Origin of the sequence: Psychrobacter sp. G (assembly GCF_000418305.1) — a bacterium.
Taxonomy (GTDB): Bacteria; Pseudomonadota; Gammaproteobacteria; order Pseudomonadales; family Moraxellaceae; genus Psychrobacter; species Psychrobacter cryohalolentis.
Genome location: NC_021661.1, coordinates 2,197,081 through 2,213,500, shown reverse-complemented (window position 1 = coordinate 2,213,500; position 16,420 = coordinate 2,197,081). Strand labels below are relative to the sequence as shown.

The window sequence follows — 16,420 nt, the reverse complement described above, 5'->3', positions numbered from 1 at the left end:
TATCTCTTGTTTTTGGGAATATGCGTTATAAAATAAGATGCTTATCTTAGGCAATAGAAAGTGATCCGTGACAGAAGACAGGTCATACCAATCGCTTGATATAACCTGTCATGACTACGATTTTTTACCAAAGCGCTTTTTCTTAATTTGAACTTAGCGTTTAAACGTAAGCTAAAATCAACACTAAGTAATCGCCTTTGCTTGTTGCTTGCGATGCTTAAGTGAAGCAAGCAATGCCCAACCGATAAAGGCAATACCAATCAAACCAGTAATAATCTCTGGTACATGGAATTTCACTGATAGCAGCATAATAATTGCCAAAGCACCAATGGCATAATGCGCACCATGCTCTAGATAGATGAACTCATCAAGTGTGCCTTTGTCTACCAAGAAAATAGTCATCGAACGTACAAACATGGCACCAATCGCAAGACCAAGCATAATCACAATAACGTCATTGGTAATCGCAAATGCGCCAATCACCCCATCGAAACTGAATGAAGCATCAAGAACTTCTAAGTATAAGAAACCAATAATACCGCCCTTCATAATCGCGCTGGTCGCTGCGGCGCCTGAACCCTTCTCTTCATTTTCTAAGTCTTCTTCAAGGTCACCCTCGAGCATACCAGAGATAACTTGGACACCAAGATAGACCAAGATACCCCAAACACCCGCAATTAGTACGGCAGAAGCTTGTTCCGCACTTGCCCAAGATACAGCAAACATCAGGACAATAAGTGCAACAAACACGCTCATGGCATCGACTTTGCCAAGCTTTGCTAAGCGGCTCTCAAGCCAGTTAAACCAATGCACTTCTTTATCATCAAAGATAAAGTTTAAGAAGACGAGTAACAAGAAGATACCACCAAAGGCTGAGATTTCAGCATGATGTGCCATCAGTCTTGCTGAGTATTCTTTAGGGTCGTTCAATGCCAGATCTATCACTTGCATCATGCCAAGGTCTGCGGTAACCGCAACGATGACAATTGGGAATACCAAGCGCATACCGAATACAGCAATTAAAATACCAACGGTTAAAAATATCTTTTTCCAAAACTCGTCCCAGCCTTTAAGGACTGAGGCGTTGACCACCGCATTATCAAAGGATAATGAAATCTCCATGACGGCCAAAATAGCAGTAATAGAAAGGGTGGTGATTAAGCCGCCCATACCGCTATGTGAATATCCCCACCATGCAGCTACCATCAATGCGATAGCTGTGAAGATGAAGTCTAAATAAAAATGTCTCATGACACATCCTGTCTGGTTGCGTAAAGCTAAGGTTGTCTATTATAGACGCAGCATAAAAAAAGTGGCTATCGCTAGCCACTTTTCCATGTGTGATTTTTTATAAAATATAAAGTATTCTTAAAGAATCTTCTATATAAAATTGTGAACGTGTTTGTTATAGATAACATTCTATGGTTTGGCGTCAAAAAATATCTTGTACGTTATCTAAAATTATTACTATCTATACCGCATACCCGAATGTTTGAATCATAATTAGGGAGCCACTATTATTTCCATCAATATAGTTTACATTCACATATTTTTAAGCACGGGCTAAATCCGCCGCTAGCGTAATTTGTTTCGCCATCAATTGATTCATATCGACACCGACTATTTGACCCTCTAATACACGCCATTTACCGGCAACCATTACCTTATCGGCTTTGGTTGCACCACAAAGTAATAGTGCTGCAACAGGAGAGCCTGCGCCCGCAAAGCGTATTTCATCAAGTTTAAATAGGGCTATATCAGCTTGTTTACCGACCGCTATTTTGCCAATATCATCACGACCTAAACATCCTGCCGAGCCTATAGTTGCCCATTCAAACGCTTTTTGATGGGTTATTTCTTCAGCACCATAGCGCAAGCGTTGTAACAATAATGCTTGGCGGACTTCACCAATCATGTTCGAGCCGTCATTTGACGCGGACCCATCAACACCAAGACCGACAGGGCAACCCGCCTCTTGTAGGGCAATAGTAGGGCATTGTCCTGATGCTAATAACATATTTGATGAAGGGCAGTGGGCAATACCTACATTCGCTTTACCCAATCGTGCTATTTCTTCATCGTTAAAGTGAATACCGTGTGCAAGCCACGTACGATTATTTAACCAACCAACGCGCTCAAGGTAATCAACGGGACGCACGCCAAACATTTTTATACAAAAGTCTGTTTCATCATGGGTTTCGGCCAAATGGGTATGTAATCTGACATCAAGCTCTTGGGCTAAATCAGCCGTTGCTCGCATCAGTTCTTCACTAACAGAAAATGGGGAGCAGGGGGCTAGTGCTATGCGGGTCATCGCGCCATCTTTATATTGGTGATAGGCTTTAATCAATCGCTGGCTATCATCTAAAATTTCGCGATCTGTTTGAATCGTGGTTCGAGGAGGCAGGCCGCCCTGATCTTCACCTAAGCTCATTGAGCCACGGGTAAGGTGAACGCGGATACCTAGTTTGGTTGCCTGCTCTACTTGAATATCAATAGCATGCTCTAAACCATTAGGAAATAAATAATGATGATCACTGGCTGTAGTACAACCAGAGAGTAGTAATTCGCAAAGCGCTATTTGGGTAGATGTTGCTATCATTTCAGGGGTTAGTCTGGCCCAAACGGGATAAAGACTTTGTAACCAAGGGAAGAGATTTTTGTTTAACGCGGCAGGAAAAGCACGGGTCAATGTCTGATAAAAGTGATGGTGGCTATTGATTAAGCCGGGTATAAGAACGTGTTCATGAGCATCCACTACCTCATCAACCGATTGTAAGGGTTGTTCACCAGCCCTTATTAATTCGACAATAAGATCATTTTGAATAACGATACCGCCAGCATAAGCGGGGTCTAAACAGTCGAGGGGGTTTTTGATCCAAGTTCTTTGAGATTTAACCTGCATAGTGACTCCTATTAGTCATCAGGTTTAGAAAAGATTAAGAAAAATCTTAATCGCTTAAACCCGGATGTAGGAGCTACTAACACACAAACCGGAAAGGTGTGAATAGTAGTTGATTTAAAATCACGGCTATTTAATGATCGCCTCCAAATCATTGTTCATAAATATCTTGGCAAAAAACAACCGTGTTGTCAATTATTAAGTAACTTGTGTTCTGCTTGAGCTATGTTACTTATGATCTATACCCTATTAATCAAGAAGAAAAAAACGGCTATGGTGTTTTGCTAGTGACCTAATTGGACAAATGACTATAGAGAGTCTTGATTAAAAACAACAGACAGCTCATTTGCAGCTTCCTGCAAAAGAGGTACATGGCTTAATAATTCTTCCAAAGACTTTTTGACAGTGGGACCATGAGTAAATACGGTGGCAAATGCTTGTTGCTCACCATTTGGAATGAGTACCGCACAGGCGACCATGCCTGGAATAAACTCTTCGTTATCTATCCCTATTTGAGTATCACGCGTTTTAGCGATGGTCTTCAGTAGCTGATTTTTATCGGTCTGTGTATTGGTGGTCAAGGCATGTATCGACATTTTATCAATAATACGTTCGCACTTATCTGTAGGTAGTTGTGCTAGAAGTAACTTACCACTGGCACTTGCCCAAACTGGAATATGAGAACCCGCAGGTAAGTATATTTGAAGGGGCCAATCAGACAATACGCGATCGACGTAAACCACGTCTAAATCTTGCATAATCGCAATGCCTACCGTTTCGCCTATTTGTGCCGAAAGCTGTTGCAAGATTGCCAGCCTTTCAGTTTTGAAATGATTGTTTTGCCATAAATCTATGGCTAGCTGATAAGTTCGTTTTCCGCAGGTTACTTTTCCAGGCAGATCTAATTGGACGAATCCGAGATTCTGTAATTGTTCTAGCAGCCGATACATACTTGGTATCGGTATGTCTAACGCTTCTGCTAGGTCGCTGACACTCATAGGTCTTTGAGACTTGGCTAACATTTCAACTATCTTCAAAACACGCTCAACGCTTGAGCCTTTTTTTTTAGCATTATTCATGGTTTGATTCATATCCTTAGCGACACAACGCCGCATAGCTACGTCCATTATAACGAGAAGGCTTGAGCGTTTACATCTTGTTATGATAAATCAATTATGTTATTTTATATAACGATAATTTATCTATCGATATATGAAAACTAATACAGAATAAAAAATATATTGGTGAAATGCTAACTTCTAATTTAAGTGATTAAAGGCGAACAATCCTCTCGTTGCAAATATTGAGGTTTTGTAGTCCTAAGAATATATAAGGAATAAATATGAAAGTCTTTGTAGTAGAGAAACTAGCGGACAGAGTGTTTTCTTGCGCAATACAAGAAGTTCCTGTACCAGAATGTGATAAAGATGAAGTGGTCATAAAGACAACTTATTCATCATTAAATTATAAGGATGCTTTAAGCTCTGTCGGCAATCCGGGTGTGACTAGAAAGTTCCCGCATATTACCGGTATCGATGTGGCCGGAGTGGTACACGAAACGACATCTGATGCCTTTGCAGTCGGAGAAAAAGTATTGGTGACTGGCTACGACTTGGGTATGAATACTGATGGCGGTCATGCCGAGTTTGTCAAAGTGCCAGCGTCATGGGTTGCTCGTATTCCTGACACAATAACTGATAAAGAAATCATGACTTTCGGTACTGCAGGATTAACCGCAGCTTTGAGTGTTAATGAATTACTAGATAACGGTGTCAAGCCAGAAGATGGTGAGGTTTTAGTCACTGGTGCTACTGGTGGCGTAGGTTCTTTAGCGGTTTCTATCCTAAACAAAATTGGCTTTACTGTCGTTGCCGTATCAGGAAAAGAGGAACAAATTGATTATCTCAAACAAATTGGCGCGTCAGAAGTCATCCTTAGAGATACTTTTAATGAGGACGCTAAAAAACCCATTATGGTTGAAAGATATGCAGGGGTCGTCGATACGGTTGGCGGTGATATTTTAGCCAATGCCCTAAAATATATAAAATACGATGGGGTTGCTACTTGCTGTGGGTTAACAGCGTCACATGAACTCAATACCAATGTATTCCCATTTATTTTAAGAGGCGTCAGACTAATAGGTATCGACTCGGTTGAATGTAAGCTTGAGAAGAAGCAAGCGGCATGGGACAAACTGGCTGGTGAGTTTAAAATAGCTACTTTAGATAGTATCACTAACGAGATTGGCCTAGAAGATATCAAAGACACCTATACATTGATGCTAGAGGGAAAGTCAGTGGGCAGGTATGTCGTAAAAATATAAAGGACATCTATTTTCTTGTCGATATGATATGTAGTAAGAAACTCTTAATTTTAAAAATTAAGAGTTTCTTAGTTTCTATAGATAAAGTTTTATCGACTAGTAATGACTCGTATAAGAGGTCATATTTATCCTAAAGATGATCAATTGATAAAATTATAGAGTTTTTAGGAATGTAAGATGGTAACTGTAATACAAGATTTAAAACAAGACTGGTCACTTTCAGCGTCTGTTGCTGGCTTTTTAGCGGTACTCATTGCTTATGCAGGGCCACTGGTTATTTTCTTTCAAGCGGCACAAGCAGCACAAGTGGCAGAGGCGATGATGGCGTCTTGGATTTGGGGTATATCGATAGGCACTGCGATACCTGGTATTTATCTTTCTATCAAATATAAAGCGCCGATAGTAACTGCTTGGTCTGCTCCAGGAACCGTTCTGCTCGTGACATTATTTCCGCAGATGAGTATTAATGAGGCCGTTGCGGCTTACATTATCTCAGCCATTGTCATTTTTATGGTCGGTGCGACTGGCTATTTTGATAAGGTTTTACAGTGGATTCCTAACAGTATCGCCGCCGGTATGATGGCAGGTATCCTATTTCAATTTGGCTTAGCGTTATTCGTCGCCACTGACACCATGCCATTTATTATTTTTAGTATGTTAGGCTGTTATTTGTTGGCCAAGCGCTTGTCACCGCGCTATACAATGATTTGGGTATTATTATGTGGCGTCACCTTAAGTTTGCTACTTGGCAAGATGAACCCTGTCGATATCAACTTTACGATGACCATACCCGTCCTCATCTGGCCAGAATGGTCATGGCACGCAACGTTTAACCTTGCAATTCCTCTTATTCTTGTGAGTTTAAGTGGTCAGTTTTTACCCGGCATGGCTATCTTAAATTTAAGTGGCTATGACACGCCGGCGAAACCTATTGTCATGATCACTAGCATTGCCTCACTAGCGGTTGCTTGCGTAGGAGGTATCACCATTACATTAGCAGCAATCACCGCTGCACTATGTACGGGAAAAGATGCGCACGAGCTCAAAGAAAAGCGTTATATCGCCGGTGTTGCTAATGGTATTTTTTACTTATTGGGGGGATTGTTTGCTAGTAGTATTGTGCTGGTATTCAGCTTATTACCTAAAGAGCTGATCGCCGCTCTAGCTGGTCTGGCGCTAATAGGTGCTATCTCAGCCAATATTACGGTTGCCATGAAAGATGATAGTCAAAGAGAATCGGCACTGATTACTTTTTTAGCCACGGCATCCGGTATGCAGTTTTTGGGGTTGAGTTCGGTGTTTTGGGGTATTTGTATCGGTATGATTGCTCACTACGTATTGACTAAAAAAAGCAGCAAGCCGGTTGTGGTATAACTGGTTGGTAAAAAGGTGATTGATTGAAAGATATTCTTAGTGATTATGGTTGGGAATTAAGAGTCCAACCCTCTGCTACAATTCATTTAATCGCTTGGTTATCATATTCTGATAGTTTTCGATCAATATAGTAAGGCAGTTCAATAACAGACACAGTACTAATCTTAAAAACTCCTCCAAATAAAACAATACTAGTAAACGCTTAGAAATCGTGTCATAAGTAAGATCACACAACAAAGGAATGTTGTCATGAGCCAGCTTGTATTTGACAAAGTACTATTGCATTACTACAAGCCATTAGGAACACTATTATTGCTGGTAGGTTTTACGATTAGTAGCTTTGCCGCCACCTATAAAATTGAGCCTGACACCTCTAACGTACGTTTCGCTATTGACCATCTCAAAACCTCTGCCACCACTGGCGGCTTCTATAATGTGACGGGAATACTCCAGTATGATCCGAGCGCAAAAACTGGCGACATCTCTCTTATTATCCCTATAAAATCCCTAAACACAGGCAATAAAAGCGTCACTCTCAAACTGATGGGCTCTGATTTTTTTAATATGGAACAGTTTCCATTGGCTCATTTTGAATCTACCAAATGGCATTTTACCTCTGACACAGAAAACCCAAAGGTCACACAAGTGGATGGCAAGCTAACCTTAAACGGTCAGACCTATCCTATTAGCTTATTGGCGACCAAATTTAATTGCTATCTGACCGCTCTAGCTAAGAAGAATATCTGCGGAGGCAATTTTACCGCCACTATTGACCGTACTCATTGGAATATCAAAAAATATGTCTTGTTCGGTATGACTAAAGATCTGACTCTAAGTATCAAAGTTGAAGCGGCTAAACAATAATCTTTTTAGCGTCGATAAATAATAAACGTGTCATAAAGTCATGGCTAAAATGATTAAAAATGAGTTTTTGTCCAGCCTAGTGAGGATAGTATGAAATCAAGTTATATGCTGTTATCAGCACTTGCACTTAGTATGGCTTCCAGCGCTGTCATGGCTGATAGTGCAGGCTTACCTAATACGACGAGCCTATTCAATATCAGTCCAGCTACCAGCTTACCCAATGTCAGTCCTGCCAATAACGATTTGGTTAATCGCGGTGCCTACATTGCCCGTACTGCTGATTGCATGGCGTGTCATCGCGAAGACTATAGCGGCGGCGTCGCGATTGAAACCCCTATTGGTAATATTTACTCGACCAATATCACGCCCTCCACACGTTATGGTATCGGCAACTATACTGAGACTGACTTTAAAAAAGCCCTGAAAAAAGGTCGTGCGCCTACGCATCAGCTATATCCTGCGATGCCATATCCGTCTTATCATGGTATGGCTGATGTGGATATCAGCGCGTTATTTGCTTACTTTCAAACCGTACCTCCAGTAGAGGAGCCACCTGAAAATACCACTAAGCTCCCATTCCCGTTAAATATACGAACATTAATGTTGGCTTGGAATGTGATTAACGTACCTTCTACCGAAAATCGTGCAGGGCTTACCCAAACCCAGCAGCGTGGTGAATATCTGGTTAATAACTTGGAACATTGCGGTACTTGTCATACCCCACGCAATCTCACGCAAGGTCTTGATAAAGACAAGTATTTATCCGGTGCGCCACTTGGTAAGTGGTATGCACCCAACATCACTCCAGATAATGACAGTGGCATTGGGCGCTGGAGTGAGAGTGATATCGTCACTTATCTGCGTATCGGCATGCTCGACAAACGGGCTTATGCGGGTGGACCAATGGCTGAAGCCGTCGCCCACAGTACACGCTATCTAAGCGATAGCGACTTAATTGCAATGGCTGCTTATCTAAAAGTCGTCCCTATCATTAAGACAGACGATTACGTGATACCCGTGGACACGTCACGGCTACCCAGTCCAGTTAGTCACTCTATTACCTATGATTTAATAGAGCAAAAAGACTATTTAGCGCAGGCAAAAACATCCACGAATGCTCATTCTAATAATGACCAAAACTCACCAAAAGCGCTATATCTTGCTGCCTGTGGTAGCTGTCATGGGGTCGATGGTTACGCGCAGCCCGATGCTCGTTACGCCTCTATCGTAGGACTGAGTAGTATTCGTCGCGTTAAGCCAGACGCACTGATTAACGTTATTGCTTATGGTGCAAAAGGGGCGTTAAACACAGCACCCAAAATGCCCGGCTTCGAGAAAGAGTTGAGTCATGCACAGATTGCCAGTATTACCAATTACGTGCGGGTAACTTTCGGTGGTCTACAAAATAGTGATGTCAGTGCTGCTGACGTCAAACGCATCTTAAAGTAAGTGCCATTAATCCCACTATCGATACAGCTATAAAAATACTTAATGCAACCTGATGACATGGATGACGGTTCAATAATAAGGATAATAAAATGAATGATATGCTTCAATCGCCCACACGCCGGCAACTGCTATCAATGATCGGTAAGACCGCAGGGGCGACAGCAATGTATCAGGCGATGACTACGTTAGGGTTTGCTTCTGAATCTAGCTTTAAACAAGAGATGAATTTGAAGGGTGCGCCTGCTGGTGCGAGCATTGTGATCCTTGGCGCAGGATTGGGCGGACTCACCGCTGCTTATGAGCTACGTAAAGCCGGCTATAAAGTCACTGTTCTTGAGTTTCAAAATCGCGGTGGTGGTCGCAGTTGGACACTAAACGCAGGTGATAAATATACCGAGCTTGGTGGCGGCGAGGTGACTTGTGACTTTAAAAAAGGCAATTACTTTAATGGTGGACCATGGCGATTGCCCGTTCATCATTATGCGGTATTCCATTATTGTAAAAAATTCGGTGTGGCACTGCAGCCTTTTATCCAAACCAATGACCGCGCCTATTTGCACCGTACCACTCATTTTAATGGTGCACCGCAGCGATTGGGTGAAGTACAAAGTGACATACGTGGCTATGTCTCAGAGCTATTATCCAAAGCAGTCAATACTGGTAGCCTTGATAAGACGGTTAATAAAGAGGATAAAGAGAAGTTATTAGAAGGATTAAAAGGTTGGGGCGTCCTTGATAACAATTATCGCTATGTCAAGAGCCATGAAACCAGCAAGCATCGTGGGTACAGTGTTTATCCAGGTGGCGGGCTCATGCCTGATGCCAAACCCTCAACACCGATACCGATGGACAAGCTCTTAAGTTCAGGGATGTGGTCAGATATTTATAGCAACTATACGACATATGACCATCAACCAGCGATGTTTCAGCCTGTCGGTGGTATGGGAAAAATCGGTGATGCATTCACTCGCGAATGTCGAGACATGATTACGTTTAATGCTAAGGTCACTAAAATTTATCAAGATGAGACTGGCGTCACTGTCGATTATGTCGATAGCAATAGCATTAGTAACAATCTAGATGGCGAAACTAAAACCGTGCGTGCTGACTGGTGTATCTGCAACATTCCACTATCAGTATTGACCCAGATTGACATTAACGTCTCAGCGCCGATGAAGCAAGCGATGGCAGCGGTACCTTATGACACCTCTTATAAAGTAGGTTTAGAGTTCAAACGCCGCTTTTGGGAAGAAGACGAATGGATTTACGGCGGTATCACCTATACTGATATGCCTATCTCACAGATATCCTATCCTTCACACGATATGTTTACCACAGGCTCAGGGGTGCTACTCGGCGCGTATGGATTTGGAGAAGCCTCTTATCGATTTAATACGCTGAATCCAAAAGAGCGTATTGATGCGGCACTACAGTATGGTAAGTATATTCATCCGCAATACACCAAAGAGTTCCGCTCTGGAACGTCCGTCGCTTGGCACCGTATTCCATGGTCGCTCGGTTGCTATGGCATTTGGAGCGAGTCAAGCCGTGATCAGTACTACGATACGCTATGCGCGATTGACCACCGTATCGTACTAGCAGGTGAGCACTGCTCGCATATCCCAGCATGGCAAGAAGGGGCAATTTTATCTGGCATGGATGCCGCTCAGCGACTACATCAAAAGGCAAAAAAACTTGGTTAGTAGAAGTGATTATTACAGTAAATTAATCATAATAAATTCAGAGGTAATCATGGACATGATCAAACCAAACCTGCTTGCTGTGGTAATGATATTAGGTATCGGAAGCACAGTCGTGCTATCAGGCTGTAGCCAATCCACTAAAGCCAACGCTGTCACTTTCGCCAGCCAGCAACAAACCACGCAAATGGTCTTTGATAATCAAGCCAGTCGCAATAATGGTGCATGGGGTGCAGTGTATATGACTAGAGAAGCGCTTAGATCGCCAACAGCCAATATCGTCGATGTCAGCTCACTACCGAAAATGGTAGAAGATGCTAGCTTGCAAAAGTGGTTAGCAAAATTCGAAGGTAGCTCTGAAGGTAAAAAGGGGTTTATTACTACCAATGCTAAAAAGCTCTATAATGATTCTTGTGCTGGCTGTCATATGCAAGATGGTAAGGGTGCAAAGGGGGCAGGTTACTATCCGCCGCTTGCTGATAACAGTAAGATGCAATCAAAGTACTATATTATTAGTGTTGTGATGAATGGCTTACGCGGTATGCCATCCTTTCAAAGTATGATGAATGATGAACAAATAGCAGCGGTCACTCAATATGTGCATAGTGACCTTAATAAATTTACCGATACAGTCACTGCTGCCAACGTTGCTCAGCTCCGTCACGAATTTCCACCGGGTTCTGATCCGAGTGAATAATTTGATTTTATGATATCAAATCTTTAGGCACTAACTTGGGAGAGTTTAATCAGTCAGCTCGATGATAATGAACCGTGCTGTCAATGTCATAGTCATTATTTCTAGAGGAAGCTAAAAGAATTGTATTTGAGACTGAAGATATGATGTTTAGTATTACGGAAGGTTATATAAAGAGAGAAGATTATAAAAGGGCGTGTAATAACCTAAGAACCAATCTTAACACTATGGTTATTTAATACAGCAATTCATTGATGATACCGCATCACTCAATTGTCGTATTGACCAGCTCAAGAGCAAATATCGAAGACCCACGAGTCCAACAGCTTTGGTCTGCTAATGTCACATAAAAACCATACAGAGTAATGCTTTATGAATACACTATATTAGAACATAATATATAAAAAATAGGTGCAATAACCAGTGTGTTGGGCATCATCCCTTACCTTAGACAAGGAATAATCATGATATTTCGTCAATTGTACGAACCCCTTTCGAGCACTTATACCTATCTGTTAGGGGATGAGGATACAGGTCAAGCTATCCTGATTGATCCGGTCATCGCGACTATGGATCGTGACTTGGCTGAAATCCATAGATTGGGACTGGATTTGGTCTATACAGTTGACACGCATATCCACGCAGATCACATTACTGCAGCACTAGAGATGAAGCGTGCCGTCGGTAGCAAGATCGCAGCGCCTGCCTTTGACCGTCTACCATGTGTGGATGTCGGGCTGGAGGAAGGAACACCTTTGCAGGTTGCTGGTATTACCCTGCACCCATTGCATACGCCGGGACACACCGATGGTCATTTTGCGTATCTCTTTAATGAGCGGGTATTCACTGGCGATGCTTTACTTATCGATGGATGTGGCCGGACCGACTTCCAGAATGGCGATGCCGATGCGCTGTATAAATCTGTGCGGCAGAAACTTTTTTCTTTACCAGACGACACGCTGGTCTATCCTGCGCACGACTACAAGGAGCGCTTTGTATCTTCAATCGCTCAGGAAAAAAAGCGCAATCCACGGCTTGGCGGGGACATATCACTCGAAGAATTCAAGGTCATCATGAGCAACCTAAATCTATCATATCCGAAATTCATTGATTATGCTGTTCCTGGCAACCAGCAGTGTGGCGTCTGCCCAGAGGATTTACCAGAAAATTTAGCCACTTACTGTCGCCAGATGATGCAGAGCCCTCAAGGATAATGTTACGGATTTTAAGAGAGTCGACATTTAACGATGATTAATTTATCGGCTCTGATCTTGAAGAGATGTAATTAATGAGCATTTGATATTCCCATGCTTAGCGCGCACACTACTATTAATGCCAATACTATAATCTACGGAGAAATACTATTATGAACGGCATAATGAATGGAGAAATGATGCAGGGAACGATGATGCAAGGGATGGGCTGGGGCTGGATGATTCTCTGCCTACTATTTGCGCTACTTCTTTTTGCTGTACTTGTGTTGATATTAATAGCAATTCTGAAATATCTGCGTAAATCAGATTAAAGCTTGTAATAAAGAGATGCGTGTAGTCGTCGGGAAATGGCGTTTGAGTAGCAATCTCGTAGAGTCTGAATCTATATTTTAGATAAAACTATCCAATAGAGAGTTATTGCTCTTTAAGATTAGGTGCAAATATATTATTGGATGACTGAGACCTTCGCTATACGCCTTTATTCAGTAGCCTAACAGTAGCCCAATTTTAAGTGCTATTGGTACATATTACCTTTCCTCTAGCATCCGTCTCTAACATCAAAATTAAGATTTTATCAAATAGTAATCATGATAACGGGCATCTCTTAACCATTGAATTAGAGCGCAATCTTTACTCAATATAAGTGAAGGAGTTATCTGATGAATCCTAATAATAGCGATAAAAAGAATGGCCATAGTGGTTTAGAGTCAAACAATACTAACCAAGCCCATACTACCTTCAAAGAGTATAACCAAGTGCCAGCTGATTATAATGGCGCCGTTTATACCTGTCCGATGCATCCAGAGGTGAAAGACGTTACAGATAGCGGCTGCCCAATATGCAACATGTCTCTTAAACCTGAAGACAGTATTGCCGAAGATAATGTTGCCGAGATGGCAGCAATGAAAGATGACCATACCAACTGCCACAGCGCGTCGAATACCGATACTCATCCTACTAAAGATAGTAAGTACGACAAAGTACCAGAGCACTATAGCGATACGGTCTATATTTGCCCGATGCATCCCGAAGTGCGAGATGTGGAAAAAAGCGATTGTCCAATATGTGGTATGTTCCTCAAACCCGAAGACGAGGTTACTGATGAAGACAGTCATTCACATTGTCATGGCAAAGATACTGACCGCACTAAGGTAAAATCTGTCAAAGGCGGCAAATACGACAAAGTGCCAGCTGATTATAGCGGTACAGTCTATATTTGTCCCATGCATCCAGAAGTCAGAGATGTGAAGAATAGCGGCTGTCCAATATGCGGAATGGCACTTGAACCAGAGACGGCTACTATTGGTGAGGAGGACACCTCAGAGCTCGACGATATGACACGCCGTTTTTGGATATGCACGGTGCTTACCATACCGCTATTTCTGTATGCTATGAGTGACATGGTAGGTCTAAGCTTAGACAACCTTGGTCAAGGTGATATCTCTGGACAGATCGCTCAGTGGATTCAGCTAGCGCTTGCAACACCAGTGGTGTTATGGGGAGGCGCACCGTTCTTCGTCCGTGGCTGGCAATCAATAAAAAGCCGAAACCTGAACATGTTCACTTTGATTGCAGTTGGTGTAGGCGCAGCCTTTGGTTTCAGTCTGGTAGCAACCTTCCTTCCAGATGTTTTTCCAGACAGCTTTAGGGACGCCACTGGCCAAGTAGGGGTATACTACGAAGCGGCAGCGGTCATTGTGACCTTAGTGCTATTGGGTCAAGTGTTAGAGCTCAAAGCCAGAAGTCAGACCTCAGGAGCAATCCGTGCGTTACTCGAGCTCGCACCACCAACGGCAAGACGTGTGGATGAGAACGATGTCGAGACCGAAGTATCGCTTGATGAAGTGATTAGTGGCGATATATTGCGGGTTAAGCCAGGAGAAAAGCTTCCTGTGGACGGCACGGTACTTGAAGGCAGTAGTAGCATTGATGAATCGATGGTGACTGGTGAACCAATCCCAGTTCTAAAGGCACAAGGGGATACGGTCACTGGTGGAACGGTGAACGGTACTGGGACACTATTGATTAAAGCGGTTGATGTTGGTGATGATACCGTATTATCCAAGATCGTCAAAATGGTCGCTGAAGCCCAGCGCAGTCGCGCGCCAATACAGAAACTGGTTGATAAGGTAGCTGGATGGTTCGTGCCCATCGTACTTATTTGCTCTGTCATTACCTTTATTGTCTGGGCGATATTTGGGCCTGCGCCTGCAATGGCTTTTGCGCTGGTCAATGCTATCGCTGTATTAATCATTGCCTGCCCTTGTGCGTTAGGGCTCGCCACACCGATGTCGATTATGGTGGGTACTGGTAAAGGAGCACAAAATGGCGTGCTTATCAAGAATGCTGAAGCGTTAGAGAGCATGGAAAAAGTCGACACTATCGTTGTCGATAAAACCGGAACGCTGACAGCAGGTAAACCAGAGCTTACCGCTATCGAAGCGCTTGGCGGCTTAGACGAGGATGAGATGCTTATACTTGTCGCAGCGGTAGAGACTGCCAGCGAACATCCTCTGGCAGAAGCTATTGTCAAGGCTGCAAAGGCAAAATCTCTCGATATGGTTAAGGCAAGCGATTTTAGTTCAACTACTGGTGAAGGCGCGCAGGCGCTGGTCAATGGCAAGCAAGTCGCCGTAGGCAACTCAAAATTCATGCAACGCCTTAATAGTTTTGATAGTACGCTTTCAGAACGCGCCGACAAGCGCAGAAAAGATGGTGAAACTGTCATGTTTGTCGCAGTAGATGGGCAAGCTGCTGGTCTCATATCGGTCGCTGATCCGATCAAGCCGAGTACGAGTGAGGCAATATCGCTATTACACAAAGCTGGACTGCGGGTAGTCATGCTGACAGGTGATAATGAGATAACGGCTAGAGCGGTTGCTAGTAAGTTAAAGATTGATGAGGTACATGCTGACGTCTCTCCAGAAGACAAAAACCGTATCATCAAAGAGTTGCAAAGTAGTGGCAAGGTTGTGGCTATGGCGGGTGACGGTATTAACGATGCTCCCGCTCTTGCCCAAGCAGATGTCGGCATCGCCATGGGCACAGGAACAGATGTGGCCATGGAGAGTGCTGGGATCACGTTAGTGAAAGGTGATCTGATGGGAATCGTAAGAGCCCATAAACTGAGCCATTCTACGATGCGCAATATCAGACAAAACCTGTTCTTTGCCTTTATCTACAATGCCCTTGGGGTGCCGATTGCGGCGGGTGTTCTGTATCCGTTCTTCGGGCTTTTACTAAGTCCAATGATAGCGGCGGCGGCTATGAGTCTCTCGTCAGTATCTGTTATTGGTAACGCGCTGCGGTTGCGACGTTTGAAGCTGTAATTTTGGTACGGTGAAGAGGGTTTTAAAGCACACATACATATACTGGTCTTATCAAGGCCTAAGATATAAGGATACCGTTATGGGCAGTTTTTCTATTACACATTGGCTGATTTTATTGGTAGTAGTAGTGGTCGTGTTTGGCACTGCTAAGCTTAAAAATGCTGGCAAGGATTTAGGCGGTGCGGTAAAGGGTTTTAAAGAAGCGGTCAAAGATGAAGAAGCCGAGCATGCTCGCAAGAATCGTATGCTTAGCCATGAAAATAGTACGCCCGCTGCAAGTAATGATTTAAATACGCAGGTAGGTACTCAGGCTGAAGATATAAAGATTAGCCCTGTTACCGCTGATCATCAGCACAAAGTATGAAGCGCGCCTTTTGTTCCAGTAAGAAATATTATGAAAAATGGCTTTAGATAGAAGAAGCCATTTTTCAATGATCCCTTTGAGGCATATCCTAAAAGATCCATTCCATGATACTAAATCGCCAAGATTGTCGGGGATTCAGCATTCTGAGATAATGTAAAACGGTACACCCGAACTGAAAGCAAAGCGCTATTTGCATGCTCACTAAAT

At 43.0% G+C, this 16,420-nt stretch carries 13 protein-coding genes; 10 read left to right on the top strand and 3 right to left on the bottom strand.

Going from position 1 to position 16,420, the window contains the following annotated elements:
- Positions 1 to 183 precede the first annotated feature (183 nt).
- The 3 genes from PSYCG_RS09125 to PSYCG_RS09115 form a co-directional block, all read right to left on the bottom strand.
- Positions 184 to 1,251: a DUF475 domain-containing protein gene (locus PSYCG_RS09125; protein ID WP_020443928.1), complete on the bottom strand. Its 1,068-nt coding sequence runs from the start codon at positions 1,249 to 1,251 to the stop codon at positions 184 to 186.
- Between the two features lie 301 nt (positions 1,252 to 1,552).
- On the bottom strand, positions 1,553 to 2,905 hold the full coding sequence (locus PSYCG_RS09120; RefSeq protein WP_020443927.1) for an 8-oxoguanine deaminase: 1,353 nt from the start codon (positions 2,903 to 2,905) through the stop codon (positions 1,553 to 1,555).
- Positions 2,906 to 3,210: 305 nt separating this feature from the next.
- Entirely contained in the window at positions 3,211 to 4,017 is an 807-nt protein-coding gene (locus PSYCG_RS09115; protein ID WP_227500739.1) for an IclR family transcriptional regulator, read from the bottom strand.
- A 227-nt stretch (positions 4,018 to 4,244) separates the two neighbouring features.
- Between PSYCG_RS09115 and PSYCG_RS09110 the strand changes: the two genes are divergently transcribed.
- The 10 genes from PSYCG_RS09110 (at position 4,245) to tatA (ending at position 16,213) form a co-directional block, all read left to right on the top strand.
- Positions 4,245 to 5,225: a YhdH/YhfP family quinone oxidoreductase gene (locus PSYCG_RS09110; protein WP_020443925.1), complete on the top strand. Its 981-nt coding sequence runs from the start codon at positions 4,245 to 4,247 to the stop codon at positions 5,223 to 5,225.
- Between the two features lie 177 nt (positions 5,226 to 5,402).
- Entirely contained in the window at positions 5,403 to 6,599 is a 1,197-nt protein-coding gene (gene benE, locus PSYCG_RS09105; RefSeq protein ID WP_020443924.1) for a benzoate/H(+) symporter BenE, read from the top strand.
- Between the two features lie 249 nt (positions 6,600 to 6,848).
- Entirely contained in the window at positions 6,849 to 7,463 is a 615-nt protein-coding gene (locus PSYCG_RS09100) for a YceI family protein (RefSeq protein ID WP_020443923.1), read from the top strand.
- Positions 7,464 to 7,553: 90 nt separating this feature from the next.
- Positions 7,554 to 8,912: a cytochrome c gene (locus tag PSYCG_RS09095; RefSeq protein WP_020443922.1), complete on the top strand. Its 1,359-nt coding sequence runs from the start codon at positions 7,554 to 7,556 to the stop codon at positions 8,910 to 8,912.
- Positions 8,913 to 9,001: 89 nt separating this feature from the next.
- Complete coding sequence (locus PSYCG_RS09090; RefSeq protein ID WP_020443921.1) at positions 9,002 to 10,615, top strand: flavin monoamine oxidase family protein; 1,614 nt, start codon at positions 9,002 to 9,004, stop codon at positions 10,613 to 10,615.
- Positions 10,616 to 10,664: 49 nt separating this feature from the next.
- Positions 10,665 to 11,309, top strand: coding sequence for a c-type cytochrome (locus PSYCG_RS09085; protein WP_020443920.1), 645 nt, complete (start codon positions 10,665 to 10,667; stop codon positions 11,307 to 11,309).
- Between the two features lie 461 nt (positions 11,310 to 11,770).
- Positions 11,771 to 12,520, top strand: coding sequence for an MBL fold metallo-hydrolase (locus PSYCG_RS09080; protein ID WP_020443919.1), 750 nt, complete (start codon positions 11,771 to 11,773; stop codon positions 12,518 to 12,520).
- A 152-nt stretch (positions 12,521 to 12,672) separates the two neighbouring features.
- On the top strand, positions 12,673 to 12,831 hold the full coding sequence (locus PSYCG_RS13440) for a hypothetical protein (protein ID WP_020443918.1): 159 nt from the start codon (positions 12,673 to 12,675) through the stop codon (positions 12,829 to 12,831).
- A 348-nt stretch (positions 12,832 to 13,179) separates the two neighbouring features.
- On the top strand, positions 13,180 to 15,849 hold the full coding sequence (locus tag PSYCG_RS09075; protein ID WP_020443917.1) for a copper-transporting P-type ATPase: 2,670 nt from the start codon (positions 13,180 to 13,182) through the stop codon (positions 15,847 to 15,849).
- A 79-nt stretch (positions 15,850 to 15,928) separates the two neighbouring features.
- On the top strand, positions 15,929 to 16,213 hold the full coding sequence (gene tatA / locus PSYCG_RS09070) for a Sec-independent protein translocase subunit TatA (protein WP_020443916.1): 285 nt from the start codon (positions 15,929 to 15,931) through the stop codon (positions 16,211 to 16,213).
- Positions 16,214 to 16,420 lie beyond the last annotated feature (207 nt).

Excerpts from the sequence above, each read along its gene's own strand:
- PSYCG_RS09125 (WP_020443928.1), bottom strand. The coding sequence starts at position 1,251 with ATGAGACATTTTTATTTAGACTTCATCTTCACAGCTATCGCATTGATG.
- PSYCG_RS09120 (WP_020443927.1), bottom strand. The coding sequence starts at position 2,905 with ATGCAGGTTAAATCTCAAAGAACTTGGATCAAAAACCCCCTCGACTGT.
- PSYCG_RS09115 (WP_227500739.1), bottom strand. The coding sequence starts at position 4,017 with ATGCGGCGTTGTGTCGCTAAGGATATGAATCAAACCATGAATAATGCT.
- PSYCG_RS09085 (WP_020443920.1), top strand. The coding sequence starts at position 10,665 with ATGGACATGATCAAACCAAACCTGCTTGCTGTGGTAATGATATTAGGT.
- PSYCG_RS09095 (WP_020443922.1), top strand. The coding sequence starts at position 7,554 with ATGAAATCAAGTTATATGCTGTTATCAGCACTTGCACTTAGTATGGCT.
- PSYCG_RS09080 (WP_020443919.1), top strand. The coding sequence starts at position 11,771 with ATGATATTTCGTCAATTGTACGAACCCCTTTCGAGCACTTATACCTAT.
- benE (WP_020443924.1), top strand. The coding sequence starts at position 5,403 with ATGGTAACTGTAATACAAGATTTAAAACAAGACTGGTCACTTTCAGCG.
- PSYCG_RS09090 (WP_020443921.1), top strand. The coding sequence starts at position 9,002 with ATGAATGATATGCTTCAATCGCCCACACGCCGGCAACTGCTATCAATG.
- PSYCG_RS09075 (WP_020443917.1), top strand. The coding sequence starts at position 13,180 with ATGAATCCTAATAATAGCGATAAAAAGAATGGCCATAGTGGTTTAGAG.
- PSYCG_RS09110 (WP_020443925.1), top strand. The coding sequence starts at position 4,245 with ATGAAAGTCTTTGTAGTAGAGAAACTAGCGGACAGAGTGTTTTCTTGC.
- PSYCG_RS09100 (WP_020443923.1), top strand. The coding sequence starts at position 6,849 with ATGAGCCAGCTTGTATTTGACAAAGTACTATTGCATTACTACAAGCCA.
- PSYCG_RS13440 (WP_020443918.1), top strand. The coding sequence starts at position 12,673 with ATGAACGGCATAATGAATGGAGAAATGATGCAGGGAACGATGATGCAA.
- tatA (WP_020443916.1), top strand. The coding sequence starts at position 15,929 with ATGGGCAGTTTTTCTATTACACATTGGCTGATTTTATTGGTAGTAGTA.